Origin of the sequence: Psychrobacter sp. GW64-MNA-CIBAN-0177 (assembly GCF_040309585.1) — a bacterium.
GTDB lineage: Bacteria > Pseudomonadota > Gammaproteobacteria > Pseudomonadales > Moraxellaceae > Psychrobacter > Psychrobacter okhotskensis.
Window position 1 is genome coordinate 32,974 of sequence record NZ_JBEOOY010000007.1, and the last position, 17,363, is coordinate 50,336.

Genomic DNA, 17,363 nt, shown 5'->3' on the forward strand with positions numbered 1-17,363 from the left:
GACGGCTAAGTATAACGGATACGATTGCCATTGTCACGGTTTGCGCTTTATCTTTCTTTATTAATAAGTGCCTGCTAGGATAGCGCATCTGTGATGACAGCAGCAGTAATTACACCGGCGAAGGGTACAAAATAACGTGATGAGTTTTGCAGTAGTAGATAGTAGGGCGTTAAGCCGTGTTAGACATAGCATAATAGCCCGCGCAGCAGCGATGATAACGGTAGGGCTACTCGCAATAGCGCCAGCCTATGCCGATGACTTAAGCCAGTGTAATGAGTCGTTTTATGGCGGGGTTTATCCGGAGTTTATCAATGATAAGCTTAGCGCCAACACCCAAGCACTATGTATGGATGGCTTTGCAGTTATGTACTCAGGGGTGACGCGTACGCCGTTATGGTCTGCAGAACATCTGACTCGCGCGCGTCTCAATCAAGCCAAAACGATAGATCGTGAAGACAGCTTCCATGAAGAGAGCCGTCTGCCAGAGTCTGCTCGAGCGTCATTAGAGGATTATTCAGGCTCAGGCTATGATAGAGGGCATCTAGCGCCCAATGCCGATATGGCCACGCGCTCGCAGCAATACGACAGCTTCAGTTTGGCTAATATTGCGCCGCAATCGCCGCGCAATAATCGCTACATTTGGCGCAACATCGAGTCGGCGACGCGCTATCTGACGCAGCAATACGGCGAAGTCTATACCGTAACCGGGGTCGCTTTTATGAATAAAAAGACCAAGCGTCTAAATAGGCAAGTGCTCGTACCGAGTCATTTTTTTAAGGCGGTCTACATACCCGCTATCGACCAAGCCGGTGTCTACTACGCGCCTAACGATGAGTCTGAACGTATCGAGGTGATTAGCCTTGATGAGCTTAGCGAGCAGATAGGAGTCGAGGTGCTACCGGTGTTAGATAGCGCGGTCAAGCGGCAAGCTTTGGCTTTACCCCTAAAAGCGGGGGAGAAGATAGACGCGCCTACTGCGCCTAGCGAGGAGCCACTATGGCTGATATTCGTCTTAGCTTTAGTGGAATGGCTATTGACGCAGCTACAAGCATAAAGACGCTATAGAGTCTAAAAATAACAATCTAAGATATCGCTGAATAAACAAGTCTATCAACGGTTTTTATTGCGAATTATTACTAATACTTGGAGTAGCTTATGATTGAACCTTTTGCAAATAATCATCAAAGTATGCAGATTGGGGAATTGGTTATCGAAAACCAACAAGATAAGATTATTATCTACGGTGATTTGGATTTGTATTTAACGAAAGCTGGATTTGCACAAGCAAAGCAGCTACACGAGCTTACTACTAAGATATTAGCGCAGTTTGAGAAAACTGATCAGTACACAAAAATGGATGAAGTGTCAAAATCAAATGATGACTGGTCAGATGATAATATTGATAATCCGTTTTTGTAACTATTTGATATAGTTATGAATTAGAGAAAGAAATCTTTATAAAAAATTACTAGGCAAAACGTTTTTTTTGCTTATAATGTAATCAGACAGCGCTTGTACTGTTTCGATAAAGATGATTTTTCGTCATTATCGATCTAGATAGAAAAGATAGCTCACAGAATGAACTTCTTTTTTACTTACTATAGATATATGCAGCTTTGGATATAGACAGTTCTAGTCGTAGAGGTTTTTAAGGACAAGCGCAATATACGCAGTTTATTGCACAATCATTGAAGGGAGTCAATCTATGAAATTATTTACAAAAACCGCTTTAGCAGCTGCTGGTATTGGTATGGCGACCATGGCGTTTGCCGCTGATCCATTGCATAATACCACTTGGCAGACTTACGATGACGGCAAGCCTAAAGGCACAGTCAAAATCACTGAGTCAAATGGCGTATTGACTGGTAAGCTTATCGGTACCAACTCAGCTAAAGGCAAAAAGCACGTCGGTATGACTATTATTTCTGGTCTAAAAGCTGATGGCGGTGGTAAATATAGCGGTGGTACGATTACTGATCCAGAAAAAGGTAAAGATTATCGCATGACAGCAAGCTTGAATGGTAATTCTTTGAAACTAAAAGGTTATATCGGGCCATTCTCACGCAGTCAAACATGGAAAAAGAAATAAGTCGATCAAGTAGTTTTTTATCAGATCTGTACTTAATAGATAAAATCCCGCATTACCGAAAGGTACTGCGGGATTTTTTATGTTTTACATTTTATTGTGTCAGTAAGGGGAGGTTGCTCAATAAAATAATAAACGCTGACACTACATAAAGTAGTATCAGCGCATCGAGTAGGATTAAACCTGTCTGCTAGATCTTATCTGACAAATTCAGGATAAGCTTCCATACCACATTCTGCAATATCTGCCCCTTCATATTCATCCTCTTCAGAGATACGGATACCGATGACAGCTTTGATGATGACCCAAACGATGAAGCTTGCAACAAATACCCAAGCAAAGATGGTCGCAGCGCCTGCAATCTGACCGATAAAGGTAGATGCTGGGTTCGTAATTGGCACAATGAGTAAGCCAAATAGACCGACCACACCATGAACCGAGATAGCACCAACAGGATCGTCAATTTTGATTTTGTCTAATGCCAAGATAGATAGCACCACGATGACACCAGCCACAACGCCAAAGAGTGTCGCTTGTAGGGCAGAGGGTGTTGATGGCTCTGCAGTAATAGCGACTAGCCCTGCCAGTGCACCATTGAGTAGCATGGTTAGATCGGCTTTGCCAAAGATAATACGTGCGATGATTAAAGCGCCCACAGCACCGCCAGCAGCAGCAGCATTGGTATTCAAAAAGACCATGGCAACAGAGTTGGCACTAGCGATGTCACCAAGTTTGAGTACTGAGCCACCGTTAAAGCCAAACCAGCCCATCCATAGGATCAATGTACCAAGTGCCGCTAGTGGAAGATTGGCGCCAGGAATCGCACGTATCTCACCTTTAGGACCGTATTTACCTTTACGGGGTCCTAGTAGTAATACACCTGCTAGAGCAGCAGCAGCGCCCGCCATGTGTACGATACCAGAGCCTGCAAAGTCAGAGAAGCCCATATCGCCTAAATTAAACAGCCCAAAGACATCGTTACCGCCCCAAGTCCAACTGCCTTCTAGTGGATAGATAAAGCCCGTCATGACAACAGCAAATAATAGGAAAGCCCATAACTTCATACGTTCAGCAACGGCACCTGAAACGATGGACATACAGGTTGCTACAAAGACAACTTGAAAGAAAAAGTCCGAGGCTGCAGAGTAGACAGAGTCGCCACCAAAGCCATTTTCGGCAGAGGCTGCTAGTGCGTCTTCTACTAAGGTCTCACCGCCTGCAATACCGCTCAAAAACAGATTGCCATCATACATAATGGCATAGCCGCAGATCATATACATAGTACAAGCAGTGGCAAATAGCGCGATATTTTTGGTTAAAATCTCGACCGTGTTTTTTGAGCGCACCAGTCCAGCTTCCAGCATCGTGAAGCCCGCTGCCATCCACATGACCAGCGCCCCACACATTAAAAAGTAAAACGTATCAAGTGCGTACTGGAGCTCAAAGATTTGATTTTGCATGTTAATTCCCCCTTGAATATATGCAATATAGATATCGGTATGTCCTATAAATCTGTGTTTATAGGTGGATCTGCGCGTTAGATAGCGTCAGGACCCGTCTCTCCCGTACGAATACGAATGACTTGCTCAAGAGCGGTCACGAATATTTTACCGTCACCAATTTTGCCGGTGCTAGCGATGCGAGTGATGGCTTCGATAGCAGGTTCAACCATCTCATCGATAACGGCCACTTCAACTTTCACTTTAGGTAAAAAGTCCACCACGTATTCTGCGCCGCGATAGAGCTCAGTATGACCTTTTTGACGACCGAAACCTTTGACTTCGGTGACGGTGACACCTTTGACACCGATGTCAGAAAGCGCTTCACGTACATCATCGAGCTTAAACGGTTTTAAGATCGCAGTGATTAACTTCATAAAAAATTCCTTATATGGGTGATGTCGCAGGTTGATATAGACATTGCGGTGCATCGTATGACTGTCGTGCTTACCTTAAGTCATTCAAGAACTGTGCCAAACCTACTCAAGGGGGTAGGTAGGATTCGGCTGATAGGTTCAAAAGTGGCTTAGATATTGACAATAAATACGGCTTATAGGACAACGATAACGAGCATCATTATCAGCATAAGCAGAGTAGATCAACCTTTAACGTTGCAGTAACGAAAACTTTATTATAACCAACTTTTTAAGCGCTTGGGGAGGCTATCACTTTATTTCATGTGATGATTTGATAAAAGTGTATCGCGAATAAGTAGAGAGTAAAAGTAGGTGGGAGGGGCAGAGACGGATACTCTGCCCGCAAATGGCACGTTGGGGTTATGCTTTAGGGAAGAGTAGGTATGGGGTCTTAGTGCTGCCTAGTAGCTTTTTGGTGTCACTGCCTTTAAGCAGTTCATGCAAACGAGATTGACCAAAAGCACCTGTCATTAGCAGACCAATATTATGCTCATTTTGATAATAATTTAAGGCGGCTGTCACATCACGGCAGTCTAGCAATGCCTTTTTAGACTTAATACCGGCTTGCTTCAGACGGGCATAAGCTTCACGTAGTGCATCGCAGTTTTCTGAGTTGTCTTTACCGACCATGACGATATGAATGGTTAGTGCGCGAACGAGTGGCGTTTTACATAGCCAATTAAGCAGCTTATGAGAAGTGGCTGAGTTGTCGAAAGCAAATAAAGCGGTCGTAGGGGGCAAAAATGGTGCATGAGTCACCAAAATGGGGCAGTGGCTTAAGCGAATAAGCTGACTCAACGTTGCTTTGCAGGTCACATGATGACCAATAACAATCAATTGCGCCTTGTTATCGACATAATCGATACTCTCATTGAGATTTTCGTGGCGATGCAGCGTATAAGTCTTTAGTTTTTGGCGCTGCTGCTCGCAATAGGTAGTGGCTTGATGCAGCAACAGCTTGCCTTGGGCTTTTAGCTCACAGTTACTCAAATGCTCTTTGGTGGTAAATTGATCCAATAAAGCGCTTTCGTCATCGATATTGAGGCAGCCAGAATAATCGACTGCTGCTTTTTGCTGCAAGCTTGGTACTGAATGCAACAGACCGATAGGAGCCTGCAAACGAGGGGCTGCCCACATGCTCGCCTCTAATACGGCTTGTACATGATCCGGACAGTCTAAGCAGGCAATCACGCTATCTGGCTTTAAGTTACTCATAAGGCCACCACATCATCTTATAATTAAAATACCGTCAAGCGGGTCAATGTATTTGTGATGACCCTAACGCTTGAGCTGGTATGCCAATATAATAGTTTATTTACAAACCATGAATTAACGTCCGTTCAATAACGCAGACGCAGTGTTTGGTCATCTAATTCCTTAATCCAACAAGCCAATATCTCGGCGATCATGGATAGAGAAGCGATCGATCAAAGTACGACTTGCATTGTTTAGTCCAACTACTTTGACATCAATACCCTCGCGTTGCAAGCGCACGACCAACTTATCAAGCGTATCGACAGCGCTGACATCCCAAAAGTGCGCTTGGCTGACATCAATCTCGATACTATCTAGGGCTTCTTTGGTATCAAAGCTGTGCAAAAACTGGGTGGTCGAGGCAAAAAACACTTGCCCTTGCACATAATAATAACGAGTATTGCTACTGTCGTCATACTCACTAAATATCGTTAAGAATTGTCCAATCTTATTGGCAAACGCTAGCGCCGATAACAGCACGCCGACACCCACGCCATACGCTAGATTATGCGTAAAGACCGTGGTCAAAACGGTCGCTAGCATGACAATGTTAAACGACATCGGATGGGTCTTAAACTCGCGAATAGATTGCCAATTAAAAGTACCGATAGAGACCATAATCATCACAGCGACCAGCGCTGCCATCGGTATCAGACTGACCCATTCACTTAAAAACACCACCATAATGAGCAGTACCACACCCGCCATCAAGGTAGACAGACGCGTACGTCCGCCTGATTTGATGTTAATCATTGACTGACCAATCATCGCACAACCTGCCATACCACCGAAGAATCCTGATACCACGTTGGCAATACCTTGACCACGACACTCGCGGTTTTTATCGCTCGGCGTATCGGTTAACTCATCCACAATCGTCGCCGTCATCATCGATTCTAATAACCCAACGATGGCCAGCGCGATAGAATAAGGCGCAATGATTAAGAGCGTCGTTAAATTTAGTGGAATATCTGGCAGCAAAAACACTGGTAGAGAATCGGGCAAATCACCCATACTCCCAACGTTACGAATATCGAGATTCATATACATCGCGACTGCGGTTAAGCCGACAATACAAATGAGTGGTGAAGGAATCACGCGACCGATTTTTGGAATGAGTGGAAACAGATAGATAATCGCCAAGCCCGCTGCGGTCATGATATAAACGGTCATCCCGACACGCTCAGTCATCGGGTTGAGCTCGGGGAGCTGCGCGGCAAAGATCAAAATCGCTAGCGCATTGACAAAGCCAATGACCACCGAGCGCGAGACAAAGCGCATCAGGTTGCCAAGCTTTAGAATACCCATAACGACCTGAATGGCCCCGCACAGTAAGGTGGCGGCCAGCAAGTACTGCAAGCCATGATCAGCCACCAAATCCACCATCACTAGCGCCATCGCTCCTGTCGCTGCCGAAATCATACCTGGACGACCGCCGACGAAACTAATCACCACGGCGATACAGAATGAGGCATACAAACCGACTTTTGGGTCGACGCCTGCGATAATAGAAAAAGCAATGGCTTCTGGAATCAGGGCCAGTGCGACCACCAAACCTGATAAAACGTCACCGCGAACATTGGAAAACCACTCGTCACGTAAGCTATCAAAAAAAGATGTCATAAGTAAACTGCATAGAGTTAAAGGCAAAAAAAGTAATCATTACTCAGTGATAAAATGATCGCGTTGTTATAAGTCGTTATAATCAGTGCTATTAAACGTTTTTGTATGCTGCGGTTGCGCCATTATCTGCGGATGATGGTGTAGCAACGCGCTCATCGATTTATTGACGGGTATCGCTAATACGCTCACCAATAGCCAATACGATGACAATGCCTAAAATATAGTGTATTAAAATACAGTGTCTAAAATAAAGTATAAGAGCCGCCATGGGGCAACGCGGTAGAAGGAGATAAATAATCTATCAGACAAAAGCGCATAAGTAGATCGCAGCTAGGGTCTGCCACCTCATGACCGCGATATGAATCGTTGCGGAAGAAGCGTGACAATAGCGCGATAAATGTGACAACATGCTAAACTAAAATACTTAGCTAAAACCCTCAGCCCAAATATCTGTTTAGACTGATATTATAGCATTAGCTAGTCAATATAAAAACAGCCGCATAATAGCACAAAGTCATAAAAAACCAGTACCGAAATCTGAACGATACCGTTATGATGATCTTCATTTTAATAGCATCATGCAGACGGCTAAACCACGCGCGTGCTTGATGCCATTTTGTTCGTCCAATAAGAGGAAGAGATATGACCACCCTTAACGCAACAGAAACCTTACTTCATAAGGGCAGTGGTCTACAAGTTGTGGTCGGTTTGGGACAGTCAGGGCTGTCAGTCGCGAACTATCTTACCAAGCAAGGCTACCGTGTGGCAGTCACTGATAATCAGTCGCAGCCTACCTTAGCCTACCAGTTGCCAGCAGCCGTTGATATTCGTCAATTTGGGGCTATAGATGCAGAATTGCTGCAGCAAGCGGCACGGATTATTATTAGCCCAGGCATTTCTTTGGATACCGATGCGGTTGCCGCTGCCCGTCGCGCCAATATTCCAGTGGTCAGCGATATTCAGCTGTTCTGCGAAGCCTGTACCGTACCGATCGTTGCTATTACTGGCTCTAATGCCAAAAGCACGGTGACGACTTTGGTCGGACAGATGGCGGCAGATGCCGGTGTCAATGTGGGCGTCGGTGGTAATATCGGCGTGCCAGCCCTTACTCTCCTTGCCAATCCTGGCATGCAATTGGCGGTGCTTGAACTATCCAGCTTCCAGTTAGAGACGGTGAGCAATTTGGGAGCGCAAGTGGCAACAGTTCTTAATATGTCGCCCGATCACCTAGATCGCCATGGGGATATGCTTGGTTACCATCAGGCCAAGCATCGTATCTTTCAAGGTGCCAAATCGGTGGTAATCAATCGAGAAGATGCGCTGACTCGTCCGTTAGTGGCTGACAATTTGCCACGGCTGAGCACGGGTATCCATGCTCCTGATAAAGGTCACTATGGCCTCATCACCGATCCAGAGGGACAGATTTATCTTGCACGCGGGACCGAGCGCTTACTATCAGCGGACAAACTGCCAATTAAAGGTCGTCATAATCTGTTGAATGCACAAGCGGCTTTGGCGCTGGGTGAGCTTGCTGGCTTACCGCTGGATAGCATGCTAAATACCTTGCAGCAGTTCACAGGTCTCGAGCATCGCTGCCAATATGTCGCTACTGCGGCGGGTATTGATTATTTTAACGATTCAAAAGGCACCAATATTGGCTCGACCATGGCCGCTATCGAAGGGTTAGGTGCGGTCTATGCACCAAAAGACGGCAAGCTGTTGTTAATCTTAGGTGGGCAGGGTAAAGGTCAACAATTTGGTGAATTGACGCCCTTTATCAATCAATATGTCAGCCAAGTGCTGTTTATTGGTGAGGATGCCAAGCAGATTGAGCAGCATCTACGCGCGGCTAAATTAAGCGATGAAGTGGCGCTGCATCAATGCCAGACCTTAGAAAATGCGTTTGCCACTATTCAGCAAGTCACTATAAGCAGCTTGTCACAAGTGCAAGCCGTGTTATTATCGCCAGCCTGTGCCAGCTTTGATCAATTTAGTGGTTACGCCGCTCGTGGTGAGCATTTTAGCCAGCTGGTCAGCCAGTTAGAGAAAGGCATTTAAATAGCATAAGCCAAATATTTGGCAACTACATAGCCCTACGGACACCACAGCGAATAACCAATCGCATTTTGTTGATAAATGATTGTTTTGCTTATAGATTACTGCTACTGTCAATAACGACCAGTCAGGCAAGTTATCGGTTTGATGATTAGATTGATGATAATAGAGTCGATGACTCTGGGATAGACAGCTAGATAGTCTGCGTTTTTCCAGTATTAATTTATTAATGAGCTGTTTTCTAGTATAAGTGGCTGTTATGGTCCGTGCGGTACGATCTACTTTATATTTTTTATACGGTGGCGTTGCATAAACGCCGTGTTTTTTCGTTTGTTAGTGTATATAAAATTATGGCCCTCTCCTCTCTTTTTCGTTCGTCTCCCTCATCGCAGCAAGCTTCTGGCTCAGATGGCATTCTTTCTATGCCATCAGCGCGAGCAATTTTAATATCGAGTGTCGGCTGTATGCTGGTGCTCAGTCTGCTGATGGTTGCTTCTGCCTCTATTCCCTTCGCGCTCAGTCGCGGCATGACAGAGCTGCATTTTTTTAGAAATCAACTGCTCTATATGGGAATTGGCCTAATCGCCGCTGCTTTTCCTTATTACTTGGTGTCCCTACGAACCTTATATAAGACAGAAACCCAGTTTATCCTGTTAGCGATTACCGGAGGCTTGCTGTTTTTAACTTTGTTTGGCACACCGATTAATGGCTCTAAGCGTTGGTTGAATTTAGGTTTTTTAAACTTTCAGGTCGCAGAATTGGCCAAACTGGTCATGATTGTATTCGTATCTGACTTTGTCGTGCGCCGATCTTTTGAGGTTCGTAATGGCTGGGATGGCTTTTTACGGATATTTTTAGTGGTCGGCATGATTACGCTATTACTGTTATTGCAGCCAGACTTTGGCTCTTTGGTCGTCATTGTGGGTACTGTTTTTGCGATATTTTATATCGCTGGCGCACCTTACAAGCAGTTCTTGGCATTGGGCGGCTTGGTGGCTGGGTTAGCAGTACTGGCAGTGACGTTGGTACAGTATCGCTTGGTACGTGTGATGTCGTTTTTGGATCCCTTTGACGATGTGCAAGATACCGATTATCAGCTCGCGCGCAGTTTGATTGCCTTTGGTCGTGGTCAGTTTACTGGCGTTGGTTATGGTGAAAGCGTACAAAAACTGTCGCATTTACCTGAGGCGCATACGGATTTTTTATTAGCGATTACGGGTGAAGAGTTGGGTTTTGTGGGGGTCGCGATGGTGTTGCTGCTTGAGGCGCTCATTATCGGTAGCGCAATGCGGATCAGTTATAACGCGCTCAAGCGTCGTCAGATGCGTATGAGCTATACCGCCTTTGGTATCGGTGTGGTCTTTATCGCGCAAACAATTATTAACGCGGCGATGAATATGGGTGCGATTCCGACTAAGGGTTTGACCATGCCATTTTTCAGCTACGGTGGTTCATCCATGCTCATCAGCTTAGTGATGGTTGCCTTGCTGCTAAAGATTTACAAAGAAAGCCCTGAGATCGAAAAAAGCCAGTGCCGTTATTATTAGTCGCTTCGGTAATTAGCAAGTTAAAAGAATTTTCATGATTAATGTTTGATGACCACTATTTGACAAAAAGCGTCGCCAGCAGCGGCGCTTTTTGTTTTTTAATAATGAGGCAGATTAAGCACGCTTTTGCCCTGTAGCGGGGTATGATCCCATTGCGCAATTGCTTGCGCTAGCATACGGGTTGGTGTATCTCTATCGACCGCTGGCTGCTGTAATAACTCAAGAGCGGTCTTTAGCAATTGGCTTGGATCGCGAGTATCAATCGGTTGTGCAAGGTTCTGCTTGGAGAGCTTTTGTCCATCAGGATTGCATATCAAGGGCAGATGATACCAGTGATCGATAGCCGGTAAATTAGCTGCCTGCATGATACTAATCTGAGCCGTGGTCATGGGTAAAATGTCCAGTCCACGCATAATATGAGTGACTTGTTGTAGCCCGTCATCGAGGCTGGCGGCTAAGATATAATTGATCATGCCGTCGTTGCGGCGCACCACCATATCCCCTAAGGTCTGTTGTGGATTGTCCCACTGCAAGCCCTGAATAGCATCATTAAAGCCAATGCTATAGTCTGGCAGTTGTATGCGCAGCTTGTGTTGCTGACGATCGAGATTGGCATTGAGGCAGCAGCGTGGGTAGTGTTGTCTATTGGGTAGCAGTTGCTTAATATCCGTAGCATTCAAATCTGCTGGTAGAGGCTCTAGGTTTTGAGTCGTCGAAGATGGCTGTGCTTGCTGAGACCAGTAGCGCTCCAAGTCCTTACGTGAGCACTGACAGCCATAAGTTAGTGGTAGCAGGTCTGATGATAAATAGTCGTTATAGATATCAATACGCTCAGACTGATAAATGACATCTCCATCCCACTGTAGCCCGAGCACTTCTAGATCTATAAGAATCTGCTCAGTGAACTGTCTGTCACAGCGTTCCGTATCAGTATCTTCGATACGCAGCAGCCATCTACCACCGAGCGACTTGATATGGCAAAAGCTGGCAAGCGCAGTGGTCAAGGAGCCAAGATGCAGCTCACCCGTGGGTGAAGGCGCAAAGCGGCCGATAGGAGGGGGTAGTGGTTGCTGATGGGGCATATGAATACGAGTCGTTTGCAAAGTAGAAAGTAGGGGTTATCAAGGTAATTACTCATCAAAGCAGTAGAATGTAGCTATAGTCAGTGAAAAGTAATATCGAACCATCACGCACTGCTAATATTAATTCTTCTGGCTTGCTGTACTTTTGCAGACAGAGGCGATAAAAAATTGATATCAGCAATAGCGTCGCGTCTTTAGGATATTTTGACTATAGAATAAAGAAGAACAGAGTAAAAAGATATTTATTAAATGGGCTTATTTTGTCAGTAAACTAAAAAAGCTATCTATAGAACGGAATTTATAAAACGCAACGAGCGACCAATAAATGGTCGCTCGTTATTATAGAGCCTGTCAGCACGCATTTATCTGCACTGACATAAGGGCGTGTTTAGGTATGACCTTGGTTTTGACGCTCTTTGATCTCTGATAACGTCTTGCAGTCGATACATTGGGTTGCCGTTGGGCGAGCCTCAAGACGGCGCAAGCCAATCTCTACCCCGCAAGTTTCACAAAAACCATAGTCATCGTTTTCAATTTCTGCCATAGACTTATCGATTTTGCGAATGAGTTTACGCTCACGGTCACGCGTACGTAACGTCAAGGCAAACTCTTCTTCTTGAGTCGCGCGGTCGTTGATATCTGGCATGGCGCTAGACTCATCTTGGATATAAGTCTTGGTGCGATCTGCTTCGCCAATCAGTTGCTGCTTCCAATCCAACAAAATAGCCTTAAAATGCTCTAACTGCGCATCAGACATATACTCTTCGTCTTTGGCAGGCACATAAGGAGTAAACTTAACATCACTCGGATTCGTGGTCACGGTGCTCATATGGGTATCCTACTTTTTCAAATTAATTCAATAAAACGACATATCAAAAGACAAGACGTTATAAGTTTAACAAACGCTATAAGTTGTCCCTTTATAAAACGTTTTACCACTTGGTAACACAAGTAACACAGCTGAACTCATCGTACGGTTATATTGATATGTTTATATCAATGGTCAGGTATATTGTTATGCATATTTTTATTTAAATGGCTGGGTCTAAATAATGCGACAAATGACTGACTGTGAAAACTTAGCTTGTGGTCAATGTAGCCATCCTAGCTATTATAATTTTGCTGATGATTAATCGCGTTACCGTTCTAACGCGGTTTGGTTTTATCAGTATCGTTATTCACTTATCATAAAGCAAAGTTTGATTTTGCCAACCATATGGACGAAATTTTTTGTATTAAATCAAACATATGGACAAGGGCAATCATGGTGTTTTTGACGCCGATAAAACTGGGCATCAAGTATCCAACCTTTTAACCCAGCTTGCAACCTCTCCATTGTTGGCTAATTGCAACCAACGATAACCGGGGCGCGCGTTTTCATCGTAAGCAAAATCGTCTCTATAAGGCTTAAATTGATAGCAAGTCGACGGCGTGCTATAAACGCTGACCCCTTGACGATGGCGTACTTGCGCTTGATGGGTATGACCGCTAATGATTACTTTTAATTGGTCAAACGGAGCCATATGCTGCCAAAAAGCCTCGGTATTCTTTGCCATATGGATATCGATCCAGTCAGACTCTACTGGGATAACGTGATGGTGCAGGGCGATGAGCGCAGGCTTATTACATCCTTGCAGCTGCCTACACAACCAGTCGATATCGGTCGCGGTCACTTCTCCTGCCACCTTGCCAGAAATAGAAGAATCCAGTAATAGTAATTGCCAGTGCTCCGTCTCAATAACGTGTCGGCTGAGCAAACGCGCATCGGTCGGCTGGGCGACGAGTTCGCGCTGAAAAAACGGTAAATCGCTACCGATCTCATCAGTGACATCATGATTGCCCGCAATACAGGCAAAAGGGATGTTGGTCGCTTGCAATACCTCAAAAATATGATCGTAAATAGTGGGCTGTACTTGATTGACCAAGTCGCCAGTCACCACGATCAAGTCACAGCGGATATCTTCACTCAATGCTTGTTCGATGATTTTTTCAAAACTGTGCTGACAAACAAATATATCGGAACTATTGTCGATGTCTTCATCCGCCAGCGCAGAGGTGGGTGTTGACAGGTGCAAATCCGTGATTTGTAACACATTTAGCTGTTGATCTGGCGTACTGATGTTATTGGCAGGATAGCTTAGCATTGGGTCAGTCCCTTATCGAATCAAAACAAGTACTGCTGTTAAAACGAGTATGGATAAATCGGTCACTGTTATTGATGACACACTTTAGTATGTTTATAGCGTCTATTTATCATTAATAACAGCATTCTACTAACTATCGCGCTAATAGCATCAGGGAAAGTTTATATCATAAAGCGAATGAAAGCTCTAGCATATTGATGAAATAAAGTTGGATAAAGGGATAATGATTCGCTAAAGACTATAGAAGTCTCTACTACAAAGTTTTAAAGAGCCTCTCTACTGGCGCATCGTCCAAAATTTTGCCGTTAGCACCTTTGATAAAATCAGCGCTACAAAGAATAAAATAGCCAATATCAGTACGATAGACAGACCAGTTTGAATATCTAGCCAAATACTGCCCCAAACACCTAGCGTCACGCCAAGCTGAGCGATAAGCAGCGCGATAACCACCATTTGCTTTGGCGATGCTGACCATAAACGTGCCGTTAAAGCCGGTAGTACCAGCAAGCCACTGATTAATAAGCTACCCACCGCTTGCAGGGCAATGGCACAAAACCCTGCCAATAAACCCATAAAAAATAGCCGCTGGCGTGTTGGGTTGACGCCTTGAATCCGTGCTAACGCTTCGTGAGTAGCAAGCTTAATTTGTGCAGGCCAAATATAGGCGAGTAAACCTAATCCTACCAGTACACTACCGCCTATTAAGGGTAAGTCTGCCCAATCAAGCTCGAGCAAATTACCAAACAAAAACCCCAGCACGTTGGCTTGCTGATCGGTCAGTTGGGTCAGCGCTAACAGCCCCAAGCACAGCAGCGACACCGCAACCACCGCCAGTACGGAATCGACGGGCAAACGCTCATCATCTATGAGCACGAGTCCTAGTACCACTATCACGCTCACCAAAGCAATACCAATGCCCATGGGCAACTGCCACCACACGGCCAAGGCCACGCCTAGCAAAGTACCATGCGCCAAGGCATCGGCAAAAAATGCCATGCGTCGCCACAATACCAAACAACCGAGGGGCGCTGATAGCAGTGCTAAGATACTGCCAGCAATCCAAGCAGGCGCAATAATGGCTAACCAAGCACTCATAATGTGTATCCAATAAACGGTTTATAAAATAAAGATCGTAAAGCAGCTTTTTGCTTTGGTCGGTTGGTTTCGATGATTACAACTCGCTTGGCGCGTGATGTTCACAGGCGTGCGGCTGGTGGACATAAGGCTGCTCATAATGATGACCAAACAGCTTTTGAAACTCACTACTAATGGCAAGTTCGCTTGGTTGTCCCTCGCAGCAAATATGCTTATTTAGACAAATTACCCGTCGGCTGCCTTTCATTACCCAATGCAAATCGTGTGACACTACTAGCATGGCACAGCGTAAGAAATCTGGCAGCTCATCAATGAACTGATAAAGCCAAACTTCGGTATCAGGATCAAGTCCTTGCATCGGCTCATCTAGAATCAATAAATTGGGCTTATCTAGCAAGGCACGGGCCAATAGAACTCGCTGCGTTTCACCACCTGACAGGTGCAACATCTGCCGTGATAGCAAGTGCGTCAATGATAAATTATCAAAGATAAACTGGCGTTGCTCAGCCGTTAAGCGTTTCTTATCGGCCTGCGCCAATAAGTCGCAGACTCGTAATGGCAATATCGGCGGTACCGCAAAGCGCTGCGGCACATAGCCAAGCTGTAACTGATGATGGGGCGTCATTTGCCCTTTAGTTGGCTCAATCAACCCTAAAATAAGCTTAACCAACGTCGATTTACCAGCGCCATTTGGCCCAATAAGACTGACTGTCTCGTTAACGGCAATATCGATATTAATATGTGATAACAAGCGTTGCGAACCAATGTCATAGCTGATATCGCTTAAGCTCAGCAGCTGGTTAGTTTGGCTGGTCTTATTATCCAGACTAATAGAGGCAGACGATTGCTCTGATGATGAAGTGGGTAGGCTCATAGGCTAGTGACTAATATATTGGTAAATGATAAATGGCTGAATACTTAATGCTAAATACTGAATAATAAGTACCTAGATCAGTACTTAATAAAAAAATACAGCAAGCTTTACTGGCATGCTTGGCAACGACCACTGAGCTCAATGACGCTACGAGCGACGATAAAGCCCACATCTTGCTCCGCAAAGCTCATCATTTCTTGTACTGGTAAGCTGCTACATTCTTGAACCCGCTGGCACTGATCGCAGATTAAAAATGCGGCAGTATGCTGGGCGCGTGGGTGACAGCAGGGCACATAAGCATTGATGGAGGTCAGTTGATGTATCAAACCTTCGCTCAACAAAAACTCCAAACTACGATAAACCGTCGGCGGTGCGACGTTTTTTGGCGTCTGATTGGTGAGAGCCGAATCTTGTGTATCCGGTTCTGACAAGCGCATTTGCTGCAATTGCGTGATCAAGTCGTAAGCACCAACCGGCTTATTGGCAGCCAATACTAACTGATATATCTGCTGGCGCAGTAGCGTAAAGCGTACACCACTTATGCGGCATTGTTCTTTTGCCGCCGTCAAGCGCTCGGTTACATCATGCGCGGTGAAGTGTTGCACATCATGCAAATGTTCGCATGTCGATGAAGTAGTGGACATAGGACAAACTCCTAAAAAATATGACGCCTTTTTATGATGGCGTTTTTCATTGTTATAGTATAACATAATGAAATACAAAACAGGCAAGTCGCCTTCACTTAATAATAAAGACCCTACTATGAATGTATTTTTCAGCTATTTTTTACGCTCATTCATTATACTACAACGATTTCTCATTACTGGGATAGTCGCGTTAAGCTGCTTGACGTTAAGCGCTCAAGCAGCCACCGTTAGTGTGAGTAATTATCCATTATTCTTGTTGAGTCAAGCTGTGACTGATGGTGCGCCGCCTGCCAAGCAATTATTGCAAGCAAGGGAGGTGGGGCATCACGGCAGTATTAGTCCGGGCGACATAAAAGCCATTCAAGACAGCAAGTTTGTGGTATGGTTTGGCGAGCCACTAGAGAACAATCTGGCCGCCAGTCTCAATAGCGCGCCCAATGCCATTGCCTTATTCAAGTTTGACGCCTTTAACCGTCATCCACTGCGCGATATCAAAGGCAAGCCTATCGCTGGCACGCTAGATCCACATATTTGGCTCGATCCTCAAAATGCCAAAGCCATCACCCGTGCGCTGGCGGTGATTCATAGCCATGCCAATCCTGAGTATAAAAAGCTCTATCATGCCAATGCGCAAAAATTTGCCCAGCGACTGGATAAAGAAGTGCTTGCCACAAAGCAGAGCACAGCGTCAAAAATATTGCCTTATTGGGCATATCACGATGCTTATCAGTATATGGAGGACAGCTTAAAGCTACAGCTCATCGGCAGTCTTAGCACCGATCACCATTTAGCGCCAAAAGCCAGTCAGTTGCGCTGGCTAAATGAGCAGCGTCCTGCCAAACAAATGTGTTTGGTTAGTCCAAGTGCACCAGCTAAAGGGTTGCTCGCTAAGCTACAACCGGTAAAGAGTACCGTGCAAGCTGAAGACATGAGTAACAGTCAAGACTTTGTTAGCGGCTGGCAGACGATGGCGCAGCAAATCCGTCAATGTATCGCATAGCTATTTTTAGCCCACTTAGACTGTTGTTAGTTGAATTGAGG

The 17,363-nt window shown here is 45.1% G+C and carries 16 protein-coding genes; 6 read left to right on the forward strand and 10 right to left on the reverse strand.

Going from position 1 to position 17,363, the window contains the following annotated elements:
- The first annotated feature begins 139 nt into the window (after positions 1-139).
- The 3 genes from AAEY79_RS06420 to AAEY79_RS06430 all read left to right on the forward strand — a co-directional run bounded on the left by AAEY79_RS06420 (position 140) and on the right by AAEY79_RS06430 (position 2,089).
- Positions 140-1,054 carry a DNA/RNA non-specific endonuclease gene (locus AAEY79_RS06420; RefSeq protein ID WP_352287784.1) on the forward strand — a complete coding sequence of 305 codons (915 nt, stop codon included), beginning with the start codon at positions 140-142 and terminating at the stop codon, positions 1,052-1,054.
- Positions 1,055-1,155: 101 nt separating this feature from the next.
- Complete coding sequence (locus AAEY79_RS06425) at positions 1,156-1,419, forward strand: hypothetical protein (protein WP_025646758.1); 264 nt, start codon at positions 1,156-1,158, stop codon at positions 1,417-1,419.
- A 286-nt stretch (positions 1,420-1,705) separates the two neighbouring features.
- Positions 1,706-2,089 (forward strand): DUF2147 domain-containing protein, encoded by a 384-nt coding sequence (locus AAEY79_RS06430; RefSeq protein ID WP_352287709.1) that lies wholly within the window; start codon positions 1,706-1,708, stop codon positions 2,087-2,089.
- 194 nt (positions 2,090-2,283) lie between these two features.
- Here AAEY79_RS06430 and AAEY79_RS06435 read toward each other — a convergent pair whose 3' ends face one another.
- The 4 genes from AAEY79_RS06435 to AAEY79_RS06450 form a co-directional block, all read right to left on the reverse strand.
- Positions 2,284-3,546, reverse strand: a complete 1,263-nt coding sequence (locus AAEY79_RS06435) for an ammonium transporter (protein WP_352287712.1) — start codon at positions 3,544-3,546, stop codon at positions 2,284-2,286.
- A 77-nt stretch (positions 3,547-3,623) separates the two neighbouring features.
- Positions 3,624-3,962 carry a P-II family nitrogen regulator gene (locus tag AAEY79_RS06440; RefSeq protein ID WP_010197981.1) on the reverse strand — a complete coding sequence of 113 codons (339 nt, stop codon included), beginning with the start codon at positions 3,960-3,962 and terminating at the stop codon, positions 3,624-3,626.
- Between the two features lie 399 nt (positions 3,963-4,361).
- A complete protein-coding gene (locus tag AAEY79_RS06445) occupies positions 4,362-5,216 on the reverse strand; it encodes a universal stress protein (protein ID WP_025651452.1) in 855 nt (284 codons plus the stop codon).
- 162 nt (positions 5,217-5,378) lie between these two features.
- The gene (locus AAEY79_RS06450) at positions 5,379-6,878 is read right to left on the reverse strand and encodes a SulP family inorganic anion transporter (RefSeq protein WP_352287715.1); all 1,500 of its coding nucleotides are present in this window, start codon (positions 6,876-6,878) and stop codon (positions 5,379-5,381) included.
- A 642-nt stretch (positions 6,879-7,520) separates the two neighbouring features.
- Between AAEY79_RS06450 and murD the strand changes: the two genes are divergently transcribed.
- Together murD and ftsW are read left to right on the forward strand one after the other, a co-directional pair.
- Positions 7,521-8,936: a UDP-N-acetylmuramoyl-L-alanine--D-glutamate ligase gene (murD, locus tag AAEY79_RS06455; RefSeq protein WP_201566428.1), complete on the forward strand. Its 1,416-nt coding sequence runs from the start codon at positions 7,521-7,523 to the stop codon at positions 8,934-8,936.
- Between the two features lie 347 nt (positions 8,937-9,283).
- Complete coding sequence (gene ftsW / locus AAEY79_RS06460; RefSeq protein WP_201617071.1) at positions 9,284-10,480, forward strand: putative lipid II flippase FtsW; 1,197 nt, start codon at positions 9,284-9,286, stop codon at positions 10,478-10,480.
- A gap of 98 nt (positions 10,481-10,578) precedes the next feature.
- Here the strand turns inward: ftsW and gluQRS are convergent, their stop codons facing one another.
- The 6 genes from gluQRS to AAEY79_RS06490 all read right to left on the reverse strand — a co-directional run bounded on the left by gluQRS (position 10,579) and on the right by AAEY79_RS06490 (position 16,319).
- Positions 10,579-11,562 (reverse strand): tRNA glutamyl-Q(34) synthetase GluQRS, encoded by a 984-nt coding sequence (gene gluQRS, locus AAEY79_RS06465; RefSeq protein WP_201566427.1) that lies wholly within the window; start codon positions 11,560-11,562, stop codon positions 10,579-10,581.
- A gap of 388 nt (positions 11,563-11,950) precedes the next feature.
- On the reverse strand, positions 11,951-12,391 hold the full coding sequence (dksA, locus tag AAEY79_RS06470) for an RNA polymerase-binding protein DksA (RefSeq protein ID WP_173240364.1): 441 nt from the start codon (positions 12,389-12,391) through the stop codon (positions 11,951-11,953).
- A 466-nt stretch (positions 12,392-12,857) separates the two neighbouring features.
- Entirely contained in the window at positions 12,858-13,706 is an 849-nt protein-coding gene (locus AAEY79_RS06475) for a metallophosphoesterase (RefSeq protein ID WP_201566425.1), read from the reverse strand.
- A 276-nt stretch (positions 13,707-13,982) separates the two neighbouring features.
- A complete protein-coding gene (locus AAEY79_RS06480) occupies positions 13,983-14,801 on the reverse strand; it encodes a metal ABC transporter permease (protein ID WP_025651444.1) in 819 nt (272 codons plus the stop codon).
- A gap of 76 nt (positions 14,802-14,877) precedes the next feature.
- A complete protein-coding gene (locus AAEY79_RS06485) occupies positions 14,878-15,675 on the reverse strand; it encodes a metal ABC transporter ATP-binding protein (protein ID WP_025651443.1) in 798 nt (265 codons plus the stop codon).
- Between the two features lie 107 nt (positions 15,676-15,782).
- The gene (locus tag AAEY79_RS06490; protein WP_025651442.1) at positions 15,783-16,319 is read right to left on the reverse strand and encodes a Fur family transcriptional regulator; all 537 of its coding nucleotides are present in this window, start codon (positions 16,317-16,319) and stop codon (positions 15,783-15,785) included.
- 118 nt (positions 16,320-16,437) lie between these two features.
- On the opposite strand from AAEY79_RS06490, the gene AAEY79_RS06495 reads away from it, so the two are divergent.
- Positions 16,438-17,322: a metal ABC transporter solute-binding protein, Zn/Mn family gene (locus AAEY79_RS06495; RefSeq protein WP_352287720.1), complete on the forward strand. Its 885-nt coding sequence runs from the start codon at positions 16,438-16,440 to the stop codon at positions 17,320-17,322.
- Positions 17,323-17,363 lie beyond the last annotated feature (41 nt).

What these genes read in the sequence shown, in the direction of transcription:
- AAEY79_RS06420 (WP_352287784.1), top strand. Translation starts at nt 140, where the DNA reads ATGAGTTTTGCAGTAGTAGATAGTAGGGCGTTAAGCCGTGTTAGACAT.
- AAEY79_RS06425 (WP_025646758.1), top strand. Translation starts at nt 1,156, where the DNA reads ATGATTGAACCTTTTGCAAATAATCATCAAAGTATGCAGATTGGGGAA.
- AAEY79_RS06430 (WP_352287709.1), top strand. Translation starts at nt 1,706, where the DNA reads ATGAAATTATTTACAAAAACCGCTTTAGCAGCTGCTGGTATTGGTATG.
- AAEY79_RS06435 (WP_352287712.1), bottom strand. Translation starts at nt 3,546, where the DNA reads ATGCAAAATCAAATCTTTGAGCTCCAGTACGCACTTGATACGTTTTAC.
- AAEY79_RS06440 (WP_010197981.1), bottom strand. Translation starts at nt 3,962, where the DNA reads ATGAAGTTAATCACTGCGATCTTAAAACCGTTTAAGCTCGATGATGTA.
- AAEY79_RS06445 (WP_025651452.1), bottom strand. Translation starts at nt 5,216, where the DNA reads ATGAGTAACTTAAAGCCAGATAGCGTGATTGCCTGCTTAGACTGTCCG.
- AAEY79_RS06450 (WP_352287715.1), bottom strand. Translation starts at nt 6,878, where the DNA reads ATGACATCTTTTTTTGATAGCTTACGTGACGAGTGGTTTTCCAATGTT.
- murD (WP_201566428.1), top strand. Translation starts at nt 7,521, where the DNA reads ATGACCACCCTTAACGCAACAGAAACCTTACTTCATAAGGGCAGTGGT.
- ftsW (WP_201617071.1), top strand. Translation starts at nt 9,284, where the DNA reads ATGGCCCTCTCCTCTCTTTTTCGTTCGTCTCCCTCATCGCAGCAAGCT.
- gluQRS (WP_201566427.1), bottom strand. Translation starts at nt 11,562, where the DNA reads ATGCCCCATCAGCAACCACTACCCCCTCCTATCGGCCGCTTTGCGCCT.
- dksA (WP_173240364.1), bottom strand. Translation starts at nt 12,391, where the DNA reads ATGAGCACCGTGACCACGAATCCGAGTGATGTTAAGTTTACTCCTTAT.
- AAEY79_RS06475 (WP_201566425.1), bottom strand. Translation starts at nt 13,706, where the DNA reads ATGCTAAGCTATCCTGCCAATAACATCAGTACGCCAGATCAACAGCTA.
- AAEY79_RS06480 (WP_025651444.1), bottom strand. Translation starts at nt 14,801, where the DNA reads ATGAGTGCTTGGTTAGCCATTATTGCGCCTGCTTGGATTGCTGGCAGT.
- AAEY79_RS06485 (WP_025651443.1), bottom strand. Translation starts at nt 15,675, where the DNA reads ATGAGCCTACCCACTTCATCATCAGAGCAATCGTCTGCCTCTATTAGT.
- AAEY79_RS06490 (WP_025651442.1), bottom strand. Translation starts at nt 16,319, where the DNA reads ATGTCCACTACTTCATCGACATGCGAACATTTGCATGATGTGCAACAC.
- AAEY79_RS06495 (WP_352287720.1), top strand. Translation starts at nt 16,438, where the DNA reads ATGAATGTATTTTTCAGCTATTTTTTACGCTCATTCATTATACTACAA.